Annotated in this window: 18 protein-coding genes and 7 pseudogenes; 11 read left to right on the top strand and 14 right to left on the bottom strand. The window is 67.3% G+C overall.

Features of this window, described 5'->3' with window-relative positions; genetic code table 11:
- Positions 1-10 precede the first annotated feature (10 nt).
- Positions 11-1,300 (top strand): phosphoribosylamine--glycine ligase, encoded by a 1,290-nt coding sequence (gene purD / locus GI374_RS15045; RefSeq protein ID WP_154337876.1) that lies wholly within the window; start codon positions 11-13, stop codon positions 1,298-1,300.
- A gap of 43 nt (positions 1,301-1,343) precedes the next feature.
- Positions 1,344-2,555: a DUF2235 domain-containing protein gene (locus GI374_RS15040; protein ID WP_195759947.1), complete on the top strand. Its 1,212-nt coding sequence runs from the start codon at positions 1,344-1,346 to the stop codon at positions 2,553-2,555.
- Here GI374_RS15040 and GI374_RS15035 read toward each other — a convergent pair.
- The gene (locus tag GI374_RS15035; protein ID WP_154337874.1) at positions 2,540-3,556 is read right to left on the bottom strand and encodes a ribose-phosphate pyrophosphokinase; all 1,017 of its coding nucleotides are present in this window, start codon (positions 3,554-3,556) and stop codon (positions 2,540-2,542) included. The genes GI374_RS15040 and GI374_RS15035 overlap by 16 nt on opposite strands.
- Positions 3,557-3,754: 198 nt before the next feature.
- Here GI374_RS15035 and GI374_RS15030 point away from each other — a divergent pair, with 198 nt between their 5' ends.
- Complete coding sequence (locus GI374_RS15030) at positions 3,755-4,690, top strand: PRC-barrel domain-containing protein (protein ID WP_154337873.1); 936 nt, start codon at positions 3,755-3,757, stop codon at positions 4,688-4,690.
- 223 nt (positions 4,691-4,913) lie between these two features.
- On the opposite strand, the pseudogene GI374_RS19870 reads toward GI374_RS15030, so the two are convergent.
- The 5 genes and pseudogenes from GI374_RS19870 to GI374_RS15005 all read right to left on the bottom strand — a co-directional run.
- Positions 4,914-5,111: pseudogene (locus tag GI374_RS19870) on the bottom strand (transposase); the annotation flags it as partial.
- Positions 5,112-5,624: 513 nt separating this feature from the next.
- Positions 5,625-6,254, bottom strand: a complete 630-nt coding sequence (locus tag GI374_RS15020; RefSeq protein ID WP_154337871.1) for a hypothetical protein — start codon at positions 6,252-6,254, stop codon at positions 5,625-5,627.
- Positions 6,208-6,345 carry a hypothetical protein gene (locus tag GI374_RS15015; RefSeq protein ID WP_154337870.1) on the bottom strand — a complete coding sequence of 46 codons (138 nt, stop codon included), beginning with the start codon at positions 6,343-6,345 and terminating at the stop codon, positions 6,208-6,210. The genes GI374_RS15020 and GI374_RS15015 overlap by 47 nt, the downstream gene beginning before the upstream one ends.
- Positions 6,345-6,830, bottom strand: a pseudogene (locus GI374_RS19370) (hydantoinase B/oxoprolinase family protein); the annotation flags it as partial. The gene GI374_RS15015 and the pseudogene GI374_RS19370, both read right to left, overlap by 1 nt.
- A gap of 283 nt (positions 6,831-7,113) precedes the next feature.
- Positions 7,114-8,094 (bottom strand): hydantoinase/oxoprolinase family protein, encoded by a 981-nt coding sequence (locus GI374_RS15005; protein WP_229583374.1) that lies wholly within the window; start codon positions 8,092-8,094, stop codon positions 7,114-7,116.
- Between GI374_RS15005 and GI374_RS19365 the strand changes: the two genes are divergently transcribed.
- Both GI374_RS19365 and GI374_RS19680 read left to right on the top strand, forming a co-directional pair.
- Positions 8,062-8,517 (top strand): aldehyde dehydrogenase family protein, encoded by a 456-nt coding sequence (locus tag GI374_RS19365; protein ID WP_229583372.1) that lies wholly within the window; start codon positions 8,062-8,064, stop codon positions 8,515-8,517. The genes GI374_RS15005 and GI374_RS19365 overlap by 33 nt on opposite strands.
- Before the next feature lie 69 nt (positions 8,518-8,586).
- Positions 8,587-8,874: pseudogene (locus GI374_RS19680) on the top strand (acyl-CoA dehydrogenase family protein); the annotation flags it as partial.
- Positions 8,875-8,925: 51 nt separating this feature from the next.
- Here the strand turns inward: GI374_RS19680 and GI374_RS14990 are convergent.
- Positions 8,926-9,596 (bottom strand): annotated as a pseudogene (locus GI374_RS14990) (transposase).
- A 132-nt stretch (positions 9,597-9,728) separates the two neighbouring features.
- Between GI374_RS14990 and GI374_RS14985 the strand changes: the two are divergent.
- From GI374_RS14985 to GI374_RS14970, 4 genes and pseudogenes are all read left to right on the top strand, one after another.
- Positions 9,729-10,283: pseudogene (locus GI374_RS14985) on the top strand (IS3 family transposase); the annotation flags it as partial.
- Positions 10,284-11,371: 1,088 nt separating this feature from the next.
- A complete protein-coding gene (locus GI374_RS14980; protein ID WP_154337866.1) occupies positions 11,372-14,638 on the top strand; it encodes a peptidoglycan-binding protein in 3,267 nt (1,088 codons plus the stop codon).
- Positions 14,639-14,812: 174 nt separating this feature from the next.
- A pseudogene (locus GI374_RS14975) lies at positions 14,813-15,847 on the top strand (IS3 family transposase).
- A gap of 34 nt (positions 15,848-15,881) precedes the next feature.
- Positions 15,882-16,118, top strand: a pseudogene (locus GI374_RS14970) (transposase); the annotation flags it as partial.
- A 107-nt stretch (positions 16,119-16,225) separates the two neighbouring features.
- Here the strand turns inward: GI374_RS14970 and GI374_RS14965 are convergent.
- The 7 genes from GI374_RS14965 to GI374_RS14935 all read right to left on the bottom strand — a co-directional run bounded on the left by GI374_RS14965 (position 16,226) and on the right by GI374_RS14935 (position 22,381).
- Complete coding sequence (locus GI374_RS14965; RefSeq protein WP_154337865.1) at positions 16,226-17,563, bottom strand: FAD-binding oxidoreductase; 1,338 nt, start codon at positions 17,561-17,563, stop codon at positions 16,226-16,228.
- A complete protein-coding gene (locus GI374_RS14960; protein ID WP_154337864.1) occupies positions 17,560-18,825 on the bottom strand; it encodes an FAD-binding oxidoreductase in 1,266 nt (421 codons plus the stop codon). The genes GI374_RS14965 and GI374_RS14960 overlap by 4 nt, the downstream gene beginning before the upstream one ends.
- Before the next feature lie 5 nt (positions 18,826-18,830).
- Positions 18,831-19,556, bottom strand: coding sequence for an amino acid ABC transporter ATP-binding protein (locus GI374_RS14955; RefSeq protein WP_154337863.1), 726 nt, complete (start codon positions 19,554-19,556; stop codon positions 18,831-18,833).
- 19 nt (positions 19,557-19,575) lie between these two features.
- The gene (locus tag GI374_RS14950) at positions 19,576-20,238 is read right to left on the bottom strand and encodes an amino acid ABC transporter permease (RefSeq protein ID WP_154337862.1); all 663 of its coding nucleotides are present in this window, start codon (positions 20,236-20,238) and stop codon (positions 19,576-19,578) included.
- Positions 20,239-20,242: 4 nt separating this feature from the next.
- Entirely contained in the window at positions 20,243-20,911 is a 669-nt protein-coding gene (locus GI374_RS14945; protein WP_154337861.1) for an amino acid ABC transporter permease, read from the bottom strand.
- 64 nt (positions 20,912-20,975) lie between these two features.
- Positions 20,976-21,773, bottom strand: coding sequence for an ABC transporter substrate-binding protein (locus GI374_RS14940; RefSeq protein ID WP_154337860.1), 798 nt, complete (start codon positions 21,771-21,773; stop codon positions 20,976-20,978).
- Positions 21,770-22,381 carry an Lrp/AsnC family transcriptional regulator gene (locus GI374_RS14935; protein WP_370515387.1) on the bottom strand — a complete coding sequence of 204 codons (612 nt, stop codon included), beginning with the start codon at positions 22,379-22,381 and terminating at the stop codon, positions 21,770-21,772. Before GI374_RS14935 ends, GI374_RS14940 begins: the two co-directional genes overlap by 4 nt.
- A gap of 368 nt (positions 22,382-22,749) precedes the next feature.
- Between GI374_RS14935 and GI374_RS19865 the strand changes: the two genes are divergently transcribed.
- Together GI374_RS19865 and GI374_RS14925 are read left to right on the top strand one after the other, a co-directional pair.
- Entirely contained in the window at positions 22,750-22,869 is a 120-nt protein-coding gene (locus GI374_RS19865; RefSeq protein WP_370515386.1) for a type I restriction-modification system subunit M N-terminal domain-containing protein, read from the top strand.
- A gap of 51 nt (positions 22,870-22,920) precedes the next feature.
- The gene (locus GI374_RS14925) at positions 22,921-23,184 is read left to right on the top strand and encodes a hypothetical protein (RefSeq protein ID WP_195759952.1); all 264 of its coding nucleotides are present in this window, start codon (positions 22,921-22,923) and stop codon (positions 23,182-23,184) included.
- Positions 23,185-23,277 lie beyond the last annotated feature (93 nt).

The raw sequence follows: 23,277 nt of genomic DNA, 5'->3' as shown, positions 1-23,277 counted from the left end.
GGACGTGGCCATGAACATCCTGATCCTCGGCGGCGGCGGGCGCGAGCATGCGCTCGCCTGGGCGATCCGCCAGAACCCGAAATGCGACCGGCTGATCGTCGCCCCCGGCAATGCGGGGATCGCGGGGATCGCGCGCTGCGCGAGCATCGACATCTGCTCGCCCGGCGACGTGACCGAGTTCGCCGAGGCCAACGCCGTCGATCTGGTAGTGATCGGCCCCGAGGCGCCGCTGGCCGCGGGGGTGTCGGACGCGCTGCGCGAGGCGGGCTTCGCGGTCTTCGGCCCGAGCCGCGCGGCGGCGATGCTGGAGGCCTCGAAGAGCTTTACCAAGGAGGTGTGCGACGCCTGCGGCGCGCCCACCGCCGCCTGGGCGCGTTTCACCGAGGCCGAATCCGCCCGCGCCCATGTCGCGGCCCACGGCGCCCCCATCGTCGTCAAGGCCGACGGCCTCGCCGCCGGCAAGGGCGTCACGGTGGCCATGACCGAGGCCGAGGCCGTCGCCGCCATCGACGACACCCTCGGCGGCAGCTTCGGCGCGGCGGGCGCTTCCATTGTGCTGGAGGAGTTCATGGCCGGCGAGGAGGCGAGCTTCTTCGTCCTCTGCGACGGCGAGACCGCGCTGCCCATCGGCACCGCGCAGGACCACAAGCGCGTGGGCGAGGGCGACTCCGGCCCCAACACCGGCGGCATGGGCGCCTACTCGCCCGCCCCGGTGCTGACGCCCGCGATCGAGCGCCAAGTCATGGCCGAGATCATCCGCCCGACGCTGGCCGAGATGTCCCGCCGTAGCACGCCGTTCCAGGGCGTTCTCTACGCCGGCTTGATGATCGCCGACGGCCGCGCGCGGCTGGTGGAATACAACACCCGCTTCGGCGACCCCGAGGCGCAGGTGCTGATGATGCGGCTGGGCGCGCAGGCGCTCGACCTGATCCATGCCAGCGCCGAGGGGCGGCTTGCGGAGGTCGCGGTGCAATGGGCCGACGACCACGCGCTGACGGTGGTGCTGGCCGCGCGGGGCTATCCCGGAGCGGTGGAGAAGGGGACCGAGATCCGGGGGCTGGACGGACTGCCCGAGACCAGTTCCGAGGTCATGTTCCACGCCGGAACGGTGGAGGACGGCGGCCGCATCCTCGCCGGTGGCGGACGGGTGCTGGCTGCAACGGGACGCGGCGCGACGCTGGCCGAGGCCGGGCGGCGGGCCTATGCGCTGGCCGAAGCGGTGGACTGGCCCGAGGGGTTCTTCCGGCGCGATATCGGCTGGCGGCAGCTTGCCCCGCACCGGACCAAGGGGGAGACTTAGTTCGGGAGCGAAACCTGCCGCACGGGAAGAGGGACTCTGCCGGATGAAGCGGATCGTGATTCTCTGCGACGGAACCTGGAACCGCTCGGACAGCCTGCACCCCACCAACGTGATCCGCTTTGCGCAGGCGATGCTTGGCGAGGCGCCGGATGGAACCGCGCAGGTGCCGGTCTATATCGCGGGCGTCGGAACCGGCCGCGGGATCGCCCGGCGGCTGGACAGCCTGATCGGCGGCGCCTTCGGCAAGGGCCTGTTTGCCAATCTCGTGGAGGCCTACCAGCACCTCGTCTTCATGTATGAGCCCGGCGACGAGATCCATATCCTCGGGTTTTCGCGCGGGGCTTACACGGCCCGGTCGCTGGCCGGGCTGCTTCGTTCCACCGGCATTGTCGAGAGGCGCTTCCTGCACCGGGTACCCGAGGCTTTGAGCCGCTACCGCACGCTGAACGACCCTGCCACCCATCCATCCAGCGAGGACAGCCACCGCTTCCGCCTCGAACTGTCGCCGCGGATCGCGACCAGCACGAAGGAGATCGCCTGGCGGCGCGAGAACGGCCATGGCGACGCGAAGCTGCTGACGGTCAGCTATCTCGGCGTCTGGGACACGGTCGGGGCGCTCGGCGTGCCGGTGGGTCTCCCCCTCATCAGAAACCTGGCCGCGCGCAGATACAGGTTCCACGACGCGAGCCTCAGCAGCATGGTGAAGTCGGCGCGCCATGCCGTCGCACTGGACGAGACACGTCCGGCGTTCCAGCCGACATTATGGGACAACGTCGACGAGTTGAACCGCGAGAGCGCGCCGTCCGGCAGCCCCGAACCCTATCAGCAAAAGTGGTTCGCGGGCGATCACGGCTCTGTCGGGGGTGGCGGAGACGTGCACGCCCTCTCCAGCATCGGGCTGGCATGGATCATCGAGGGCGCGCAGGATGCCGGGCTGGTCTTCGACGACGCCGAGTTGCAGGCCATCCGCAACGAGCAGGAGGTCATGGGACCGCTGCGCAACACGACGACCCCGGCCAGCCTCCTCAGCCGCGTCATGCGCCTGCGCGCAAAGGATCGAGTGGGCCCCGCGACGCCGCGCGAACTGCACCCTTCTGTGATCCGCCGCTGGCAGGCCGAGGCCGAGAGCCGCGGCTTCCAGCCCTACCGGCCGGGCAGCCTCAGGCGCATCGCAGCGGCCCTCGATGCCGAACGCCACGGCGGCCTCTCAACGGCGACGGCAGCCGCCTCGCCTGAGCCTCACGCGCCCGCGTAGAGCCCCTCATAGATCGGGCGCAGCGTCTCGAGCTCGAACAGGCTCGACACGCTGGTCCCGTTCCAGATGTTCATGATCGCCTGGGCGAAGATCGGCGCCGTGGGCACGATGCGGATGTTGCGCGCGGCCCGCGCCTGCGGCGTCGGCTCGATCGAATCAGTGATGACCAGCGACTTCATCACCGATTTCTCGATCCGCTCGACCGCCGGGCCGGAGAGAACGCCATGCGTGATGTAGGCATGGACCTCGGAGGCGCCGTGGTCGCAGAGGAGCTGCGCGGCCTTGGTCAGCGTGCCCGCAGTGTCGCAGATGTCGTCCACGATGATGCAGCGCCGGCCCTCGACCTCGCCGATGATGGTCATCTCGGCGACCTCGCCGGGGGTCTCGCGCCGCTTGTCCACGATCGCCAGCGGCGCCCCGATCCGCTGCGCCAGTTCGCGCGCCCGGCCGACGCCGCCCACGTCCGGCGAGACCACCATCAGGTCGTCGGCGCCGTTGAAGTGGTGCAGCAGGTCGAGCGCGAAGATCGGCGCGGCGTAGAGGTTGTCCACGGGGATGTCGAAGAAGCCCTGGATCTGGGTCGCGTGCAGGTCGAGCGTCAGGACCCGCTGCACCCCGGCCTCGGTCAGCAGGTTGGCGACCAGCTTGGCGCTGATCGGCGTGCGTGCCTTGGCGCGGCGGTCCTGCCGGGCATAGCCGAAATAGGGGATCACGGCGGTGATGCGCGCCGCCGACGAGCGGCGCAGCGCGTCGGCCATGATGAGCAGTTCCATCAGGTTGTCGTTCGCCGGATTCGAGGTCGGCTGGATGATGTACATGTCCTCGCCGCGGACGTTCTCGAACACCTCGACGAAGATTTCCTGGTCGTTGAACCGCTCGACCCGCGCGTCGACCAGGCTGACATTCATGCCCCGGTGCAGCGACATGCGCCTTGCGATGGCCTGCGCCAGCGGCCTGTTGGCGTTGCCGGCGATGAGCTTCGGTTCGGTCATGGCGGGCATCGGGCACCTTTGGGCACGGGCAGGAGTCGCGGCCCCTTAGCACGCGGCGCCGCGAGGGCAAACCGCAGCAGACGGCGGAGTCCGGCCATCGCCGGGACCGCGAGGGAACGAGACCGGCTCAGGCGTCGTTTGAAGGGTGTCCAACGCGCGGGAGCCTCTCACCGCGCACGGTTCAGCGATCAACGACTGGAGATACAGATGCGCAAGATCCTCCTCACCACAGCCCTCGTGCTGCCGCTCGGCGCGGGCTTCGGCTTCGCCCAGACCAGCACCCCGGTGCCCGCCGACCAGAATGGCGCGGGCGAAGTGGCCGAAGCCGTGGATCAGGGCGCGGCCGCGACCGCCGAAACCGCCGGCGACGCCGCCGAGGCCGCCACCGACGCCGTCGCCCCGGCCGGTAGCGATGCCGAACAGGCCGGCGACGAGATGGAGGCCGAGGGCGACGAGGCCGCCGCCGCGGCCGATGCCGTCGATTCCGGTGCCGCGGCCACCGGCTCCATGACGACAACCGGCACCACCACGACGGAGACCACCTCCACCGAGACCACCACGGCGACCGATCCCGCGACCGGCACCACTGTTACGACCACTTCCCCCGCGGGCGCGGACACGACGGTCACGACCGACAGCGCAACGACCACCGCAACCACCGACGCGGCTGTCGTCGCCTCCGGAGCCGATGTGGTGGTCCGCGACCAGGCGCCGAACGAGCTGCGCGTGGACTGGATCACCGGGGCCACGGTGGAATCGCCCACCGGCGAGAATATTGGCTCGATCAACGATCTCATCATGGATGAGACCGGCCAGATCACCGCGGCGATCGTGGGCGTGGGCGGCTTCCTCGGGATCGGCGAGAAGCAGGTCGCCATCGACTGGGCCAACCTGAAGATCGACTTCGACGGCCAGCGGCTCTCGACCGACCTGAGCCGCGAGGCGGCCGATGCGGCACCCGGCTACGTCTTCCGCGAGCGGACGGCAGCCCCAGCCGCGACGCCGATGACCGGCACCGTGACCGACCCGGCCGCCACCACGCCCGGAGCGCCGCTCGGCGCCGATCCGGCGGTGATGCCGGAGACCAGCGGCGAGCCCGTCACGCTCGAGGCCGATCCGGCCGCGGCGCCCGCGTCGAACTGACGCGGGAGCCGGAAGGAGCGACAAGGGGGCGGGCCACGGGGCCCCGCCCTTCTGCGTTGGGGTCGTTGTCCTTGAAGCTCTTGCACATCGCCGAGCCAAGCTCCTCGTCGTAGGCGGCCCGAGCGCTCATCGGCCGTTTGAGCCAGGCATTGAACCCGACCGCGAGACGCTGAGCGCCGGACATAGCCAGCCACTGGCCAGACAAGGCGGTGCTAATGACACCTCATGTCGCGTCCCTCGCGAAGAACGCATTCGCCTTTTTCAGGATGTCACGCTCCGCCTTGAGACGGGCGACCTCCTTTCTCAATACGACGATCTCGGTTTGCTCGGCATGCGGACGGCCGTTCCCGGGGAGCGCACCAAGCCGAGCATTCTCCAGCTCTCGGATCCACCGCCGCAGCACGCTCTCCGAGAGCTCAAGGTGGTGGCAGGCTCCGGTCCCTTGATCACGATCTTATCTTCGTGTCCACGAACCGGCAGCAGGCCACGCCGCCTCGGGCCGGCTACCCGCGCGACAGAGGTCCCTTTTGCGAGCCGATCGGGGGATCCGATTGCGAGCCGATTGACATCCATGGCGACCTGCCTGGCATAGCCCGGACGAGGTCGCGGGAGCAGAACTCGCTGCCCCTGTCGACGCTGATCGTCTTTGGGAAGCCGACCTTGCAGCAGACGGTCTGGAGGGCCTGTCTCGGCTCCGCGCCATATACACCGGTCCCAACGCGCTTCGTTGTGGCGATCACGTCAACGAGGCACCCGTTACGGCGAGGCGGACGGCGAAGTCGGCAACTGCGCTGCCTATGCCCTTGTAGAGAGTCAGGCCCGCGCCCGACGGCCGGCCGCCGCCGGACTTGATCAGCGAGGCCAGTGAGACCAGACGCCGCCGCCCGGATCCGACAGCCAGGCAGCAAAGTCGGCCGACGAGGCGCGCACGGTCTCAGGGGTATCGGCACAGACCGCCGCGCAGCGGGGGAACACGTCGAGCGGCAGTTCGCGACGGTCTGGAACGGTAACCCCGATCGCGGTGAGATGCGCGCCGCGCCAACATCCCGCTGGTGATGGGCGGTTCAGGTGCCCGGGCCGGGAGGCTCACGATGTCTGCGTCCCGCACGACTCCCGCCGGCGTTTTCACAGCGCGCACAATCAGGCCGAGCGCCTCGGACAACTCCGCAGCCGCGCGAGTTCGGTTATCCGCGGTCGGGCTCCACAGCCGGACCTCGGAGAGTCGGCGGACACGAGCGATAGCCGCGACGAGCGCACGGGCCTGCTTACCCGACCCGACGACCCCAAGGATCGAGGCCTCGGGATGCGCGAGGGCGTACGTCGCCACGGCGGCGAGCACCCCGGTGCGCAGCGAACTGAGCGCGTAGGCGTCAATCAGGGGAACCGGCGGCGCGGTCGCACTGTCAAAGATTAGCAGCTGCGGCTGCGCGTTGGCGCCGATCTGCGTCCGCACCTTGACGCCGCAGACGCCGAGGCCGGGAGCGACCGCACCCAGCATGTGCAGCGCCGCACCGGTTTCACCAAAAGGGTAGCACCTGCTTGGGATGCGCAGCGGTTGCGCCATTGGCTTCTGCGGTCAACCCGCGCAGGACGGCGGCGATGGCGACGTCCATGTCGAGCCGGCGCGCGACGTCGGCTTCGGTCAGGTGCAGCATCAGTCCGGCCCCGCGCCGAAACCGCCGCCGCCCGCGGTCTGAATCACGACCTCGGCGCCGGGGTTGAGGATCACGTGCTCAGTCAAATTCGGGCGCACACCGTCGATGGTGACGAGGCCGGACTGTCCCGCTCCGTCTCCCGCGAGGCCCGGCGGGCCGATGCGCATCTGCGTCATGATGAAGGACGCCGTCGTCGGGCTGTCTCCCACGAAGCGGAAGGCGAAGTCCAGCCCGTCGCCACCTCGCCGCCGTCCTGCGCCGCCGCTGCCGCGCTGGATTCGCCGGTGGCGGACGCGGATCGGGGCAGAGGCCTCGATCATCTCGATGGGCGAGTTGGATAGGTTCGAGGGGAAGCTGATGACCGAAAGCCCGCCCCGCGCCCCCGACGCCCCCTGCCCCGCATTCCAAAAATAGACGCCCGCATAGCTGGCGCCACGGTGTGGCCCGGCGGTGGTCAACGTCGAGTTGCCCGAGCCGAGTGCCCAGACACGGTCCGGCCTCCGCCAAGGCGCCCATGACGGCGACCGGCAGCAGGTGCCCGATCATGCCGCGCGCTCCGCGCCCGTCATGCTCGATCTCGTAGGTGTACCGGCCCGGCGGTGTCGTTGCGATGGCCGCCTGCATGACGGCCTCGAAGCGGGTGCGGATCTCGTGACTCAGCTCGGGAAAGCTGGCGCGCGTCTCGGTCAGCAGGTCGTGCAGGCGCTCGGTAACCTTGTGGCAGGCGGCCACCTCACCCCGGATGTCGCCCATCGTCGCGTCGGGGACTCAGATATTGGTTCGGATGAAATCGACGATGGTGCCGTTCGGCACGCCGGCCTCGACCAGCTTCAGCATCGGGATCTGAAGCCCCTCGCTGACCGTCGACTGCGCAACCGAGGGGCCCTCGGCGTCGGTCAGGACCACGGCGTAGTCGTTGGCCTCGCGCGCCAGCGACGAGAAGGCTGTCCGCAGAAAATCGCGGCGGCTTCGTCCACGATGCTGATGATGCGCGTCCAGAGGATTTCCCGCGCGATCGGATCGGTGGCCTTCATACGCCGACTCCACTGTCGAGTTCGATGAGGCGTCGAGCACTCGGACGCTGGCCGGGAAGGCGACGACGATGGTGGATTCGCGTTCCGGCAGGATAAGGGGCGCGCGCAGCACGGTGCCGGGGGCGAGGTCGTAGCGGTCGAACACGTCGACGGTACCGAAGCGGTTGTACTGCGGCAGGAAGATCGGGCGCTGGCGCGGCGCCGACGGCGTCCCGGTGCGCGTGCCGTCGCCCCAATTAAGCGCGCGCACGTCACTGGCCGCTGCGCCGGTCAGGCGCCAGGCGACGATCTCAATCCGTCCGTCCGGGACTATCATGCCGTAGATCTCGCGATAGCGGGCCGTGAACATGCGTTCGATCCCGGCCGCCGTGTCGGCTTCGAGGCTGGAATACGGAAAATGCAACTCGATCTCGTGGCCCTGGCCGGCGTAACGGGCGTGTACGCCGACCGTCCATTCCGCGTCCGCCACACCGCTGGAGCGAAGCTCCTCGGCTGCGTCTTCGCGCTGTTCGGCGAGCGCGGCGCGAAGGTCAGGCCAATCCACGTCCGCCAGCAGAGCGCGGCGCGAGAGGCCACGGTCGGTCCGGGCAGCGGCGGCGAGGAGGCCGAGGCAGGAGCCCGCGCCTGCGGCGATCGGGCTGAGTATGCGGCGGATGCCGATGCGACGAGCGACATCGACGGCATGGACGGGCCCTGCACCGCCCGTCGCGACCATGGTGATGCTGGCGTCCCCGAGGGAGCGGTCGCGCTGGCGCTGGGCGACCCGGAGCTGATCTCGGCCCGGCTGATCTCGGCGCCGGAGATCCGCAGGTTGACCTTCACCGGCTCGGTCCCGATCGGCAAGAGACTCGCCGCGCAGGCTGGGGCGACGATGAAGCCCGCGACGATGGAGCTGGGCGGGCGTAACCCGGTCGTGGTTTTCGACGACGCCCACCCTGAAGCCGCCGCAGCGCTGGCAGTAACGGCAAAGTTCCGCAATGCGGGACAGATCTGCACCTCGCCCACACGGTTCTTCATGCCGCGGGCGCTGGCGCTCCTCTCGCGCATGAAACCCGAGGATGAACCGGAGATGGAACGCCAGTTCCACGGAGCGATGTATGTCGCGCGCGATTTCACCGGCGACCGCACCACGCTCTGATCACTCGAAGGATCGACACTGCGTTGAAGCGGGGTAACGGAATGACATTTTGCACGACGCTCGCGCTGGTTGAAAGTACCATGGCACGATAAAGAGGTTCGACATGAGCTTTTCGCTGAGCGAGGAACAGAATCAGTCCAGGGATGCGGTCGAAAAGTTAGTCGACGCCATTTGGCGGACGGGGCGCTGATACGCGCGCAGACCGACTCCTATCCCTACGACGTCGCGAAACTGATGGCCAAGAATGGACTTCTGGGAATCGCGATTCCCGAGGAGCACGGCGGCCAGGGCGAGGAGGTGATCGACGCGATCCTCGCCATCGAGACCGTCGCATCGGTGTGTCCGCGCAGCGCCGACGTCATCCAAGCCGGTGGCGCCGTCGGGAAAGTGCAGTGCGCTTGGGGCTTTTTAATCGATGGCGCTATGGGTTCGATCGTCATTGTAGTGTCTGCGCTAATTCTCCAGCTTTTCGACCGCATCAGCAAGGCTCATGAACCAGTGGGCGTTCAGGCATTCGGGCCTGAGCTTGCTGTTGAACGCCTCGATGAAGCCGTTGTCGGTGGGCTTGCCGAGCCGCGAGAAGTCCCGGGTGACCTTCGCGTTTGAGGATGACGTGAACGCGGCGATAGCCGTGAGCCGCACGCGGGTTTCGAAGATCTCCTTGATCCGCCGCTTCAGTTCTGCCGGATCGGTGCGGCCGGACTTGTAGTGGTAGCTCGAGCGGTCGAACCGCAGGGCCCCACACGCCCTGCGGATCGAGACCGCCCAGTCTGCGCACATCCCGCCGACCAGTTCGCGCTTCCGCTCCGGCTTCAAAGCTTTCGGCGGACGACATCCTGGAGCATTTCTCGGTCCAGCGTCAGGTCCGCCAAGATCCGCTTCAGCCGCGCGTTCTCGTCCTCAAGCTGCTTCAGCCGCCGCATCTCGTCCGGCAGCAGGCCGCCATACTTCTTCTTCCAGGCGAAGTAGGTCGACTGCCCGATCCCTGCCTTGCGGCAGATCTCGGCGACCGGCGTGCCTGCCTCGCCCTGCTTCAGGATGAACGCCTTCTGCGCCTCCGTGAACCTCGATGCCTTCATCGTTCTCAGCTCCTCGCCCAGCCGGGAAAGCGTAGCCGATAACTACAGCTTCAAACGGTCCAGTTCTCAGGAGGCAGAGCATCGTTGGCCGGACTCTAATCGCTGTGGAGGAAAAATCCCGTGGCAGGTCACGGCCTCCACCGCATCGAGCGGCTGATGCAGACGAATGGCTTCAAGGCGCGGCCTCGCCGTCGCGGCCTGCCGAAAGACCAGTCCGTCATCGCCGACACCCTCCTCGATCGGAACTTCCAGGCGGACAGACCCAACCAGAAGCGGCTGGCCGATTGCACCTCCTTCTGGACAGCCGGGGGCTGGCCGCCGTGCTGGACCTGTTCTCACGCCACATCGTGGGCTGGTCGATGAAGGCCGAGCGCGACGCATCGCTCGTCATGGATGCCCTCATGGTGGCAGTGTGGCGGCGCGGACGTGCTGCTGCATCATGCGGACCAGGGCAGCCAATAGACCTGCTCGATGAGCCGGTCGGGAGACGCTGGGACAATTCGGCCATGGAGAGCTTCTTCTCTTCGCTCAAGACCGAGCGCTCGGCCCGCAAGACCTACCGCACCCGCGATGCCGCAAGGGCCGAGGTGTTCGACTACATCGAGAGGTTCTACAATCCAAAGCGGCCACTCGAAACTGGGCTACCTCAGCCCGATTCAGTTCGAGGCTCGCGCCGGGCTACCGTAACCGGGCGTCCACGAAACCGGCTGCAGGCCACAGCCGTGCGTTCGCAGCACGGCATCCGCAAAGCCTCCGCGCACGAGCTGGCCAAGGCCGGAGCAAGCGTGTTCGAGGTCGCCGCGCGCTTCGCCTTCCGACGTCAAGTCGAGCGCGCCCAACGCCAAGACGTGGAGCGGGCGGGCCTTGTGCTGTCGGGCTCCGAGCCGGGTCGAGAAGGCACGTCCGAACCCAGGTGTCCCCGCACACTCAAACTTGTGAAACACTTTCCACCAACAACGCAATGAAAACACCGTTCTGGCAAGAAGCTGGGCAGCCCGTAGGGGGCTACTAACCCGCAAGAAAACCAAATGAAATCAGAACCGTTATGGACCACGCTTCAGCGCAACCGAGCGATACAGATCAATGAGTTATCGTAGAGGTGGACCACGGGCCCGCGTAGCTCCAGAACTCCTGATCCCGCGTGATGCGAGTCGCGCCTCGGAGCCTGCTCCGTCTTAACCTCTCCCTCCACGGCTGGGAGGACTCCTGACGCATTCTCCGCTGTAGGACACGAAGTGAGTGCCGGCCCAAAAACCAACAGACCGCCGCGAGAGCTCGCGGCGGCTCCTCGGCAGAGATTGTTGCCCGCAGGCTCTGAGCGACCGCTCGGCCTGGCAAATGACCATCTTCACGGCCGCCGCCTCAAGGTCGTGTGGCTGCGCTGCCCAATCGTAAGCCTCCGGCGGTGGCCGTCTGACGGGATTTCGCCACCGATGATAAGTTCGACCTTATGGCCGACCACAAGGTCAAACCCGAGACTGAATTCCTTTCTGCCGCGGATTCCCCCGTCGCCGACACTGAGGTTATCGCCAGGGCCGCCCGTGGCAGTGCGGGCAACAGCACCAAAACTCCTGCGCCGGGCGGCAGGGTCAAATGGCCGTTGCCTCAGGGCTATCAGATCAGCGCTGGCTCCGCATCGGTCGCCCACGATCCCGGGCCGGATCGTTCGAGGCAGACCCGCTCCCGCACTCGACCTCCAGACGGGCCAACGATCCAGCGCGCGTTGACCGGCCACTTTCCGCAGCGTAAGCTATCATTGTTGGCCACGTTCCTGCGTGGAGTTCGTGATGGCCTCGCGTCCTGCGCTCTTCGCCTCGATCTTCGCTGCAAGTTTTCTGCCCCTGATGTCAGCGCAGCCTGCCATCTCGCAGGCGCTCGAGTTGCCTGACGCGGCGGACGCGTTGCTGGCCATTGGACGCGGGCTTCAGGGCCTCGACCAGGCCGAGGAACCCTCCTCGCGAACCAGTGTTGCCGACGTCCAGCGGATGCTGGCCGACCTGGGATATTCGCCAGGCGCTCCCGACGGCGATCCGGGACCCAGAACACGCAAGGAGATCGCGCGGTTCCAGGCCCAGGCTGGCCTGCCGTCCACCGGCAGGCTCGATCGGGCTACCCTCGACCGGCTCGCCGCGGCGCATGCGGCCAGACCCGCCGATCCGCTTCCTTCGTCGAACGACTCAAGGCTTCGGCAGGGCCCAAGCTTCGATTGTGTGCAGGCTCGAGAACCGTCCGAACTCGCGATCTGCGCGTCGGACGAGCTCGCTGCCCTGGATCGCGAGATGTCCGCGCGCTTCCGTGCCGCGCGGCAGGGGGCATCGGGTGCGCAGGCCGAAGCACTGCTGTCGCAGCAGCGCACCTGGATCCTGTCGCGCGACGCCTGCGGCAGTGATCCCGGCTGCCTCGGAAGCAGCATGGCCGCTCGCATCGACCAGATCGCCACTGGTCAGCCAGGCTCTGGATCGCCATCGGCGGCCGGTGCCGGTGCGGGCCGCGTGGCACTGACGGCGCAGGTTGGGCCGGGATCGCTGGCCTCACCCCAGGAGCCGGCAGGTGTGGACCGGGGCCAGAACGAGTTGGCCCTCGACGAGGGGCCGGCCGCTGAGGTCATCCTCTTCGGCGACAAGCTCAGAGACGCCGTTCCCGAGCAGGCGCGCCTGATCGAGGAAGCGGACAAGCAAGTCCTGCTGAGAGCGGCGGTCGCCATACCGGAGCTGACCTCGAATGACGAGGAAGCGATGTCGGTCCTTGCCGCGCTCGACCCGGACTTCGCTGCATCGCTGATGGATGCGGCCGTCGACGAAACGAGCCGCAACATGGTCGCTGGGTTCCGGGAAGGCGGCGACGTCGGTCTCCTCCTCTACCCGCTCACGAACCTGATTTCGAGCTTTGAGCGTCAGCGGATCATGGGGGAGGTCCGGGCCCGGCTTCCGGACCTCCTGGCAGATGTGCCAGCCGGTCCGCTCGACGTGCAGGTGGTCTGCCGGATTCACTTCGAGGAGTACGATTTCGCGGCGCAGGCGTTTCCTGACCCGAATGTTGCGAGCCATGTCCAGGATTGTCGCTCGGTGCAACTTGGCCGGCGGGCGGGCAGGGTCGAAGGTGGCCTGCCCGGCTTCCCGGCGGAGCTGCCGCTGGCGCCAGAAGCGGCCGAAGCCCTGGAGGCCGAAGTTCGAGCTGCATCTGCAGGCTCGCAGCCCCCTTCGGGGCTCGTGCTCCTCGTCTCCTTCCGCGCGAAGCTGGAGATCGCCGGGGACGCGCCGAGGACTCTGAACAGCGGCTTCAAGCTGAGCTTCCGGGACGTCCACCACTGGCGCCTTCACCTTCCGGGCCATCTCGACCGGGTTCTCCACACCTATCCGGACGCCGGCCCGGCCGTCGCCTCGAACCTGTCGGAAGGACCCCGCGGCACGACGCTACTGGACGGCCGAATCCCGGTGTTCGTGTCGGGGAACATACCCGTGCGGAAGGAAACCGGCCTTCCGCTGGTCGATGCGACCGCAACAGAGCAGGCTCTCGCCGCCGTCGCTGCCCTGGCCGCCATCAAGAACAGGCCGGACTGGCTCGCGGACGAGCGCAAAGCCCTGGAAGCCCTGGCCCTCTTTCCCGGACGGGACCGTGCCGACCTCGTAGCGGAGGCTACGCGCTCCGAACCGAACTACTCCGACTATGGGGTCATGCAGCCTGGCGGCCAGAGTGTCGCAAGTGAACTCGGGCGCCGGCTGAGCGAGTTCGACATCGCCCGGCTGACAGACCTGGTGAGGACCCGGCTGCCGTCGCTGGTCGAGGCCGAGGGAACGCTGAAGCTTCTCCAGGTCAGAATCTTCTGCCAGATCACTCTGTCCCGCTACGACATGGACGCCGGAGGCTTTCCCCTGGGTGACCGGAGTTGCCCGCTGGCCGGCCTCAACCTCCGTATATTCGGCGACACGGAGTACAACGTGGACATGTCGGCCCTGCCGGGCGCCTTCGTGATGCCTCCCGCGGAGGGGGAGGCCCTTCTCGATCGAGTGGCCACGCCTCGTGACCCGGATTCGCGCTCCGTCCTGATGTCCTTTGATGCCACTCTGAGCGGAAGGATTCCCGAGGATCGGCCGAACATCCTGGTGCTCGACTGGGTGGCGGAGGCTCCGCTCCGCCTTCACCCCGTCGATGACCCGGAATCGGTTCTCTGGACCGGTGCGGCGCAGGCACCTGCCCTGTCCGAACCGGCAGCCCTTGCGGAGGCGCCGAGCCCCGCGCCGGACGTGGAGTCGGACAGCGGGGCGGAGGAGGCGACTTCCTCCGACGCAGTGCCGGAGCGTGAGCCGGACGCCCTGGCCGAACCGTCGAGCGAGCCTGTCGTTCCACCTGCAGACGTCGACGTCGCGGGCCTCCGGCTCGGGATGACGTCGGACGCGTTCCTGGCCGGAGCCGAGGGTCTCTTCAAGCCCGGCACCAGCTTGCGGCTGGAGGTGCCAAACCCAGACCTCGACCTCAGGTTCGGAACCGTATCGGGCTACATCAGTTCGGATAACAGCCAGACCATTCTGGCCGTGCATCCACCCGGACGTCCTGACGGCCCTGTCCTGGCGCTCTATCGCCGGCTCGTGGTAACCCAAGAGCAGACCAGCCTCGAGTCGATCGTATCCGCTCTCGTCCGGAAATACGGCGAGCCCACCGAACGTTCCGACAATGATCCGGGTGCCTTGCGGTGGACAATGACCTCGTCGGACGACGCCTGCATGGCGGGATTCAGCTGGATGGGACAGCCGCCTCAGTTGCGGATCCCGGAGACCTCGCCCACAGGCGCAGGAGCTCTGCTGGACCATCGAAGCCTGGTCGACGGCCTCTTCTGGCCAGACAATCCACCGGACCCTCTCCGGCCGGAACTGGCGGCTGGTTGCGGCCCCATGATCGCGACCCGGATCACCGATGACAAGAACGGACACTATCGGCTCGGCGTGTGGCTGACGGACATGAACCTGATGGCTCGCACCTTGTCCGACCCCTTGTGGGCGCCGGCGCCGAAGGAACCAGCCGCGCCCGCCGACATCAAGCTCTGACACCTTCGAAGGGCTTCCCTCGATGAAGGCCGCCCCTTCTCCTCGTCCGCTGTAGCGCCGGCGCCGTTCGTCCAGCTGGCGCGGGAGCCGAGCCCGCGACCTCGACGAGGTGCTCTGACCTCCGATAAGTCCTCCACCTGACGGTAGAGTCTGGCCCAACGAGAGGACCGGACCATGAAGAGATCGAAGTTCAGCGAGGAGCAGGTGATCGGGATCCTGCGCGAGCAGGAAGCCGGAGCGAAGACGGCGGAGGTCTGCCGCCGGCACGGGATCAGCAGCGCGGCCTTGTATGCCTCGAAAGCCAGGTTCGGCGGCATGGACGTGTCCGACGCAAAGCGGCTGAAGGCGCTCGAGGATGAGAACGCCTGGCGGCGCAGAGCGGACCTCGATCCGCTACCGCAGCCGACGCCCCGACGATCACGCTCTGCGCGAGCGCCTGCGGGCGCTGGCATCCGAGCGCCGCCGCTTCGGTTACCGGCGGCTGCACGTTCTGCTCAGGCGGGAGGGCCATCCGTGAACCGCAAGAAGACCCAGCGGCTCTACCGGGAGGAAGGCTTGTCAGTGCGCAGGCGGCGGGGACGGAAGAAGGCGATCGGCACCCGAGCACTACTGCTGACGGTGGCGGTGCCGAACGCACGCTGGTCGGTCGACTTCGTCCACGACCAGTTCGCCCACGGCCGCCGGTTCCGGATCTTCAACGTGATCGACGACGTGACGAAGGAATGCCTCGCCGCCGTGGTCGACACCTCGATCTCGGGGCGTCGTGTCGCGCGCGAGTTGACGGCTCTGATCGCCCGTGCGGGCCAAGCCAGGCCTGATCGTCAGCGATCATGGGACCGAGTGCACTTCGAACGCCATGCCGGCCTGGTGCGAGGAGGCCGCCGTGTCCTGGCATTTCATCGCCCCGGGCAAGCCCATGCAGAATGGCATCTGCGAAGCGTTCAACTCGAAGATGCGGGACGAGCTGATGAACGAGACGCTGTTCTTCGGTCTCGATCAGGCCCGCCGCATCGTCGCCAGTTGGGTGGCCGACTATGACGCGGCCCGGCCCATTCGGTACTCGGCTACCAGACCCCCGCAGCCTACGCCGCCCAGCTCGCCGCAAGGAGCGATCGGCTACACGCGATGGAAACGTTCCGCCGACCGTCCATTGCTCCCTCCGCGCAAGCGGGCGATTGTCACCCGCCGGCTCTGGTTTCAGCTGGATGAAGGTCGGGGGTCAGAGCAGGGCGTTCCTCGTTGTACGAAGCTTCACAGCACAAATTCGATCGAGCGCCTGAACAAGGAGGTGAAGCGACGCGCTGACGCCGTCGGAATCTTCCCGAACGAGGCCTCCATCATGCGCCTGATCGGCGCCGTGCTGTTCGAGCAGAACGACGACTGGCTGACCTCCAGCCGCTACATGATGGTCGAGGCCTTCGCCCAGATCGACACCGAGGCGATCGATCCCATTCTCAGCATAACCACAAAAGCCGTTTGATCATGCCCTCAGGCCACCCGAGAATTTACACCAGCTTGACGGACGCGACCTTGATCGACGCTCCGTCCAATTCCCGGGCTACCCGTGTCCTGCGACAGCTGGCCGCTTCAGATCGCCGACGTTGGGCGTTGACGAAACCGTCGGAACCTGCCGAAGCGGAAAGCCGAAAGTTCGTGGCGCGGCGCCCGGCCCATCGCCAGGTCGGCCAATGGACCGGCAACGCCAGGGCCCAGGCCGAACCCGTGGCCGCTCATCCCGGTCGCGACGACCAACCCCGGGATCGGCGCATGATCGATCACCGGCAGCGAGTCTGGTGTGACGTCGATCATCCCGGCCCAGGTCCGGCTGATCGGAGGCAGACCGATCTCAGGGAACGCGCGGGCGAAGTGGTGGCGGATCCTGGTCAGTTCGCGGGTGTCGGGCCGCGGGTCGAGGATGCGGCAGGTCTCGAAGGGACTGACGGACGAGACGCGCCAATGGCGCGCGGTGCGCCATGCGTCGGGGTAGCCCGTGGGCGCCGCCAGCCGGAAACGGGTGCTGCCAGGGTCGGCCAGCAATTGCGGCAGGAAGGGCGGCAGGTGGCGGAAGGCGGCAGGACCGATGAAGAACTCGTGCCGCGACCACGGCGTCAGCGTGTAGCCGCCGTCGCTGCGCCTGCGGAGGGCGAAGCGGTCGTCGGCGGCAGCGCCGGGCAGCAGCTCTGGCAGCGCCTCGGTGATACTGACGCTGGAGGTCACCGAAAGCTGCGGCAGGCTGACGCCATGCGCGCCGAGAAAGAGCGCCGACCAGGCGCCAGCGGCGAGGATCACCCGCGTGCAGCGCACCGGACCGGCTTCGGTCTCCACCCCGGCGACATGTCCCGCCGTGAGGTGCAGGCCGCGAACGGCGCAGGCTTCGCGAAGGATGACGCCATCGGCAGCGGCGGCGCGAGCCAGCGCCGGAACGGCGGCCAGGGGCTCGGCCTGTCCGTCCGAGGGCGTGTGCAGCGCGCCGATCCAGCCTGCGGCATTCGGCAGCATCGCCTCGGTCTGCCGGCGCGACAGCAGCACGGTGTCGACGCCGTATCGCCGGGCGCCCTCCAGCCAGCGCTGGTAAGCGGCAAGCTGGACCTCGGTTCGGGCCAGGTAGGTGATGCCGGTCTGGCGGAAGCCCGTCGCCGCGCGCAGGCTCGACGGCAGGTCACGCCAGAGCCGCAGCGCTTCGATCATCATCGGCAGCTCGGCCAGATCGCGGCCCTGCTGGCGCACCCAGCCCCAGTTGCGGCCCGACTGCTCGCCCGCCATCCGGCCCTTCTCGCACAGAAGGACCGTCTGCCCTTCGCGCGCCAACGCCCAGGCCGCCATCAGGCCGACGATGCCGCCGCCGATCACGGTCACGTCCACCGCCTCCGGCATAGGACCATGATGTTCTCGCGGCGTGGCAAGCGTGATCGGGAAGCCGCTCATCGGAACCTGCCGATAACGTAAGGGCGGGGCTCGACACGCGGTGGACGCCCCGCGACGGCATCGGCCACCATCAGCGCGGTGATCGCCGCGAGCGTCAGCCCCAGATGGCCGTGGCCGAAGGCGTGGATCACCTCGGGCCCATGCGGCGAGACCCCGATCACCGGCAGCGAGTCGGGTGTCGAGGGACGGAACCCCATCCATTCGCTTGTCACCGGCTGCTCGCTCAGTCCCGGCACCGCGCGTCGCGCCTGCGGCACCAGCCCTCGGATGCGACGGAAATCCGGCGGAGCCGTCAGCCCGGCCAGTTCGTCGCCGCTGACAAGTCGCAACCCGCCCTGCATGGGCGACAGCACCATTCCCAAGGCCGGCAGCCCGACGGGACGTCGAAGCAGGCCGGCGGTCTGGGCCCCGAAGCCGAGGTGATAGCCGCGCTCGGTATCGAGGCTGACCCGATCGCCCAGCTGCCGCGCGAGCGTTGCCGACCAAGCCCCCGCCGCGATCACCAGCCGGTCGAAATCCTGCGGCCCGGCGTCGGCATGAATCGTCACGCCGCCTGGACGGCGGACCAGCCCGCGCACCCGCTGGCACAGATGCCGCGCGCCGCGGGACAGGGCCGCATCGGCGTAGGACTGAGCCAGTCCGCGCGGATCGCGCACGAAGCCGCTTTCCGGCTGGTGCATCCCGATCCGGGCGAGATCGGGATTCAGGCCCGGCTCCAGCGCCATCACCTCGGCCTGATCGAGGACCTGATAGCGCACACCGCAGCGGTCCATCAGCAGCCGGTCGGGCGCGGTGGCGGCGAACTCGGCGTCGGAGGCATAGACCTTCAGCCAGCCCTCGTCGGTGATCATGCCGTCTGCACCCGCCAGCCGGGCAAGTTGCCGATGCGCCGTGAGGCTGCCCTCCACGAGCGGCCACAGCGCCGCCGCGATCCGCGCGACCTCGGCGGGGCGGCCAGCGCGGACGAACCGCCACAGCCACGGCAACGCATGCAGGGCATGGCGAAGCCGAAGGACGGCCGGGCCGTTGCGGTCCAGAACATAGGACGGCAGCGCCCGCAGAACCTGCGACGTCGCCGTCGGCACTACCGCCCCGGTCACGATCCCGCCCGCGTTGCCGGACGAGGTGCCCGCGCCCGGCGGGTCGGGATCGAACAGCGTGACCCGGTGGCCATCCTCCGCCAGCGCCAACGCGCAGGCCGAGCCCACGAGCCCCGCGCCGATCACAGCGATGTCCTGCGGCGCAGGGGCGTGGTTTACCATTTCGTTCAGTGCTGCAGTATCTTGCTTAGGAAGTCTCGAGTGCGGGCATGGGCGGGCGCGGTGAAGAAGCGCTCCGGCGGCGCGGTTTCCACGATGGCGCCCCGGTCCATGAAGATGACCCGGTCGGCGACCTTGCGGGCAAAGCCCATCTCGTGCGTGACGACCATCATCGTCATCCCCTCGCGCGCGAGGCCCACCATCACGTCCAGCACCTCGTTGATCATCTCGGGGTCCAGCGCCGAGGTCGGCTCGTCGAAGAGCATGATCTTTGGTTGCATGCACAAGGATCGCGCGATCGCCACACGCTGCTGCTGGCCGCCCGAAAGCTGATGCGGATAGCTGCCCATCTTGTCGGCCAGCCCGACCTTCTCCAGCAGCGCCCTGCCCCGTTCCTCGGCCTGCGCCCGGCCCAGCCGCCGCACGTGGATGGGCGCCAGCGTCACGTTCTCCAGCGCCGTCTTGTGGGGATAGAGATTGAAGCTCTGGAAGACGAAGCCGACCTCAGACCGCAGCTTCAGAAGCGCCTTGCGGTTCGACAGGTCAGTGCCATCGACCAGCAGCCGGCCGGACTCGAACGGCTCCAGCCCGTTGATGCAGCGGATGAGCGTGCTCTTGCCGGAACCCGAGGGGCCACAGACCACGACCACCTCGCCCTTGGCAACGGTCAGGCTGATGTCCTGCAGGACATGCAGCGAGCCGAACCATTTGTTGACGCCGGAGAATTCGATCATGCGTGCGTTTTTCCCAAGGTCACAGGAAGGCGGCCTGACTGCGCCGCTCGAGCCGCCGCGACAAGTGGATCAGCGGATAGCAGATGATGAAATAGCCAAGCCCTACGATGCCGAAGACCAAAAGGCCGTTCGGCACCGACTGCACGATCAGCCAGCCCGCGCGGGTGAGGTCGAGAAGCCCGATGGCTGAGACGACCGAGGAATCCTTGATGAGCAGCACGAACTGCCCGACCAGCGACGGGGTGATGATCCGCACCGCTTGCGGCATCACCACCAGCCGCATCTGCTGGGCGCGGGTCATGCCGGACGCGATCGCCGCTTCGGACTGGCCGGAGGGCACCGCCTTCAGCCCCGCCGCCACGATCTCGCCGATGAAGCAGGCGGCCATGTTCGACAGCGCGACCACCCCAGCGGCGAAAGCCGAAAGCTCGATCCCGATCACCGGCAGGATGAAGAAGGCGATGAAGACCTGCACCAGGAAGGGCGTACCGCGGAAGAAGTCGATGTAAAGACCAAGGACGCGGGACAGCCAGCGGTTGTGACCCGCGCGGATTATGCCGAAGCCGAAGCCGATCACTACCCCGATCACCAGCGACAGCAGCGACAGCCCGATGGTCATGCCCATGCCCTTCAGCAGGACCGGCCAGTAGCCGAAGATGCGTTCGAGATAGAACCAGACCATGCGCCTATCCCCGGCCCGGAATGCTGTTGCGCGCCTGCCATGCGCCGGCCGCCGATTTCAGCGCGTAATATAGCATCAGATACCCCAGCGCCGTCGCCACTAGCCCCTCGACGGGCATGAAGCGGTCTATGGCGATCCGCTGGCCTGCCCGCGTCAGTTCCACCACGGAGATCAGCGACAGAAGCGAGCTATCCTTCACCAGAACGATGGCCTGCCCGATCAGCGGCGACACCGTGGTTCGCAAGGCCTGTGGCAGCACGATCAGGCGCATCCGCTGCATGTAGCTCAGCCCCGTGCTCATCCCCGCCTCGACCTGGCCGCGCGGGATCGACAGGATGCCCGAGCGGATGATCTCGGCCATGTAAGCGCCCGAGTTCAGCGACAGCGCGATGATGCCGATCAGCATCTCGGGCAGGACGATTCCCAGCCGGGGCAGCCCGAAATAGAGAAAGTAGAGCTGTGCCAGCAGCGGCGTTGCCCGGATCGTATCGACATAGATCACCGCCGGCGCGCGCAGCCAGCGCAGCGGCTGGATCGTCAGCGCGCAGGCCAGCACGCCCAAAGCCATCGCACCGACGAAGCCGACGGTCGACAGGAACAGCGTCGCGAGGAATCCCTGCCAGATCTCGGGCAGGTATTCCATCATCACGCGCGTGTTCAGTCCGCCCAGCATCGCTCACCGTGGCTTGCCGAAAGGGGTGGCACCGCAAACGACTGCCCGCGGTGCCGCCCGAGGATCAGTGATCGGCCTTCCAGGCGTCCGAGTTCACCCAGTAGTCGAGGTTGGCCTCGAGCCGGCCATCGAGTTCGACGGTGTCGATGAACAGATTCCCCCAGGTCAGCAGGTCCATCGAGTCATAGCGGACCGCATAGGCCAGCGGCTCCTTGGACAGCAATTCCTCGAAGATGGTGAAGGTGCCCTCGGGATAGGCGGCTGCCTGCGCCTTCACCGCCGAGTTGTCGTTCAGCCCGCAGTTCGCCTGACCCGAGGCAACCGCGTCCAGAAGCAGCGTGCCGCCGCCCTTGTAGGACTTGATCTCGGCCTCGGGGAACACGGTGGGCGCAAGCTTCTCGCCGGTGGAACCCAGCAGGACCGCGACGGTTGCACCGGGCTTGCGGCAATCATCGACTGAAGCAATATCGCCGCCCTGCTTGGCGAAGGCGACGGCGCCGACATACATGAACGGCTTGGTGAAGGCGACCTTGGTGGCGCGGGCAAGTGTCGGCGTCATGTCGGCTGCCAGAATGTCGGCCTTGCCCGACATCAGCGCCGGCAGAAGCCCGTCCCAGTCGAAATCGAGATAGACGACCTTCACGCCCATTTCTTCGGCCATCAGCGTGGTCAGCTCGATGGCGCTGCCGGTCCGCTGGCCGTTCTTGTCCATGAACGAGAACGGAGGGCCCTGTGTCTGCACCGCCACGCGCAACTCGCCGCGCGCGAGAATGTCGTCAAGCGTTCCCGCCGCGGCCGGCGTCGCCACCGCCGCCATGCCCGCGACGATCGCGGCCCCCGCGAGCGCATTGAGGCTTGTCATCTTCTTCCTTCCTCCCCTGTTGCGAGGGCCGGAGACGCTCCGCCCTCCTGTCTTCCTGCGGACCGGACTCGGCTGCCCTTGCCGCTCTTGCCGGGACCCGGCACGCAGGCGTCCTCCTCCCAGACGCCTTTCGGCACGCCGAGCCACCGGTTGTGCGATTTCATCACCACGAAGGTCTCGCTGCCATGAATCACGCCCGGCTCGGCGACCCCCGGCAGAAGCTCGCTGGTGACGCGGTAAAGCTCCTCCATGTCGCCCTCAACCAGCACCTCGGCGATGATGTCGTAGCGCCCGGTGACGATGCCGACAGAGGTCACGAACGGCAGTTCCGACATTCGCTGCGCGATCTCGCTCAACCTGCCGCGGCCGTTGGCATGGATACCGATGATGGCGCTGATCAGTTCCGGCCGTTCCGAGACGTTCAGCACACCGACGATCTTGAGCAGGTTGCCTTCGACAAGCGATTTCATCCGAGCGCGGACTGTCGGCGGACTGATCTGAAGCCGCGACGCCAGTGCGTTAACCGAAGCGTCGCCGTCCTCGGACAAGATCCGGGAGAGTCTGCGGTCAAGCTTGTCGAATACCTCCCGCACGTCCTCGCCCAGCACCCAGCCGACAGGTCTGAACGTTCATGCCGAAAACGTGAGCTGTCAAGACTTTCCGATGAGAAGAGCAGACCGCCGGATTTTTCTCACTCACCCCGGAGGAGCTGGTCCGCGATGCTGCGGCGTTTTCAGGACTGCGCAAGCGGCGCGCCGCCGCGCGGGGCACCTTGCCCGAACTGCATGCCCCCCACCATCGCATGTTGTCGATCAGGACCAGCGAGGCTTTTCCTCGTGCTCGATTTCAGCGAACACCCGGGCTGTATGTGAGAAGCCACGCCGCCTGAGTTCACCAGGAGACCTGGTGAACGCAGGGGAAGGCACGATTTGGAACGGCGGCTGATGGCCATAAGAACAGCGACATCTACCGGTCGATGTGGGAGAGCTGTGATCAGCTGCGGGGCGGCATGGATGCCTGGCTCTACAAGGACTACATCCTCACCCTTCTGTTCGTGAAGTTTGTGTCCGACCGCTCCGGCCAGCGGACGCGTTGATCGAGGTGCCTGCCGGCGCTTCCTTTACAGACATGAAGGCGGCGCGGATCGATGAACATCGGCGAGGGGATGGACATCATCGTCGCCCGCGTCGCCGAGGAAAACGACCTCAGTGGCGTCATCGATCGTGCCTTCTTCAACGATCCTGAAAAGTTCGGGCGCGGGCAGAAGATGGTCAGTACGCCCACCCCGCTCATCAACATCTTCAGCCGGGAAGAGTTTAATTTCTCGAGGGATCGCGCAAATGACGACGACATCCTGGGCGACGTCCACAAATATCTGAGGTCACGTCCGTCAACGTGGTGTAAATCGTGAGATGGCCTGAGATCATGATCAGGCGGCCTTGGCCGTGATGCTGAGGATGGGGTCGATCTCCTCCTTGTCGATCTGGGCGAAGGCCTCGACCAT

Source organism: Paracoccus sp. S-4012, assembly GCF_009674885.1.
GTDB lineage: Bacteria > Pseudomonadota > Alphaproteobacteria > Rhodobacterales > Rhodobacteraceae > Paracoccus.
The sequence above is the reverse complement of the archived record's forward strand: the minus strand, read 5'-3'. Positions and strand labels throughout refer to the sequence as shown.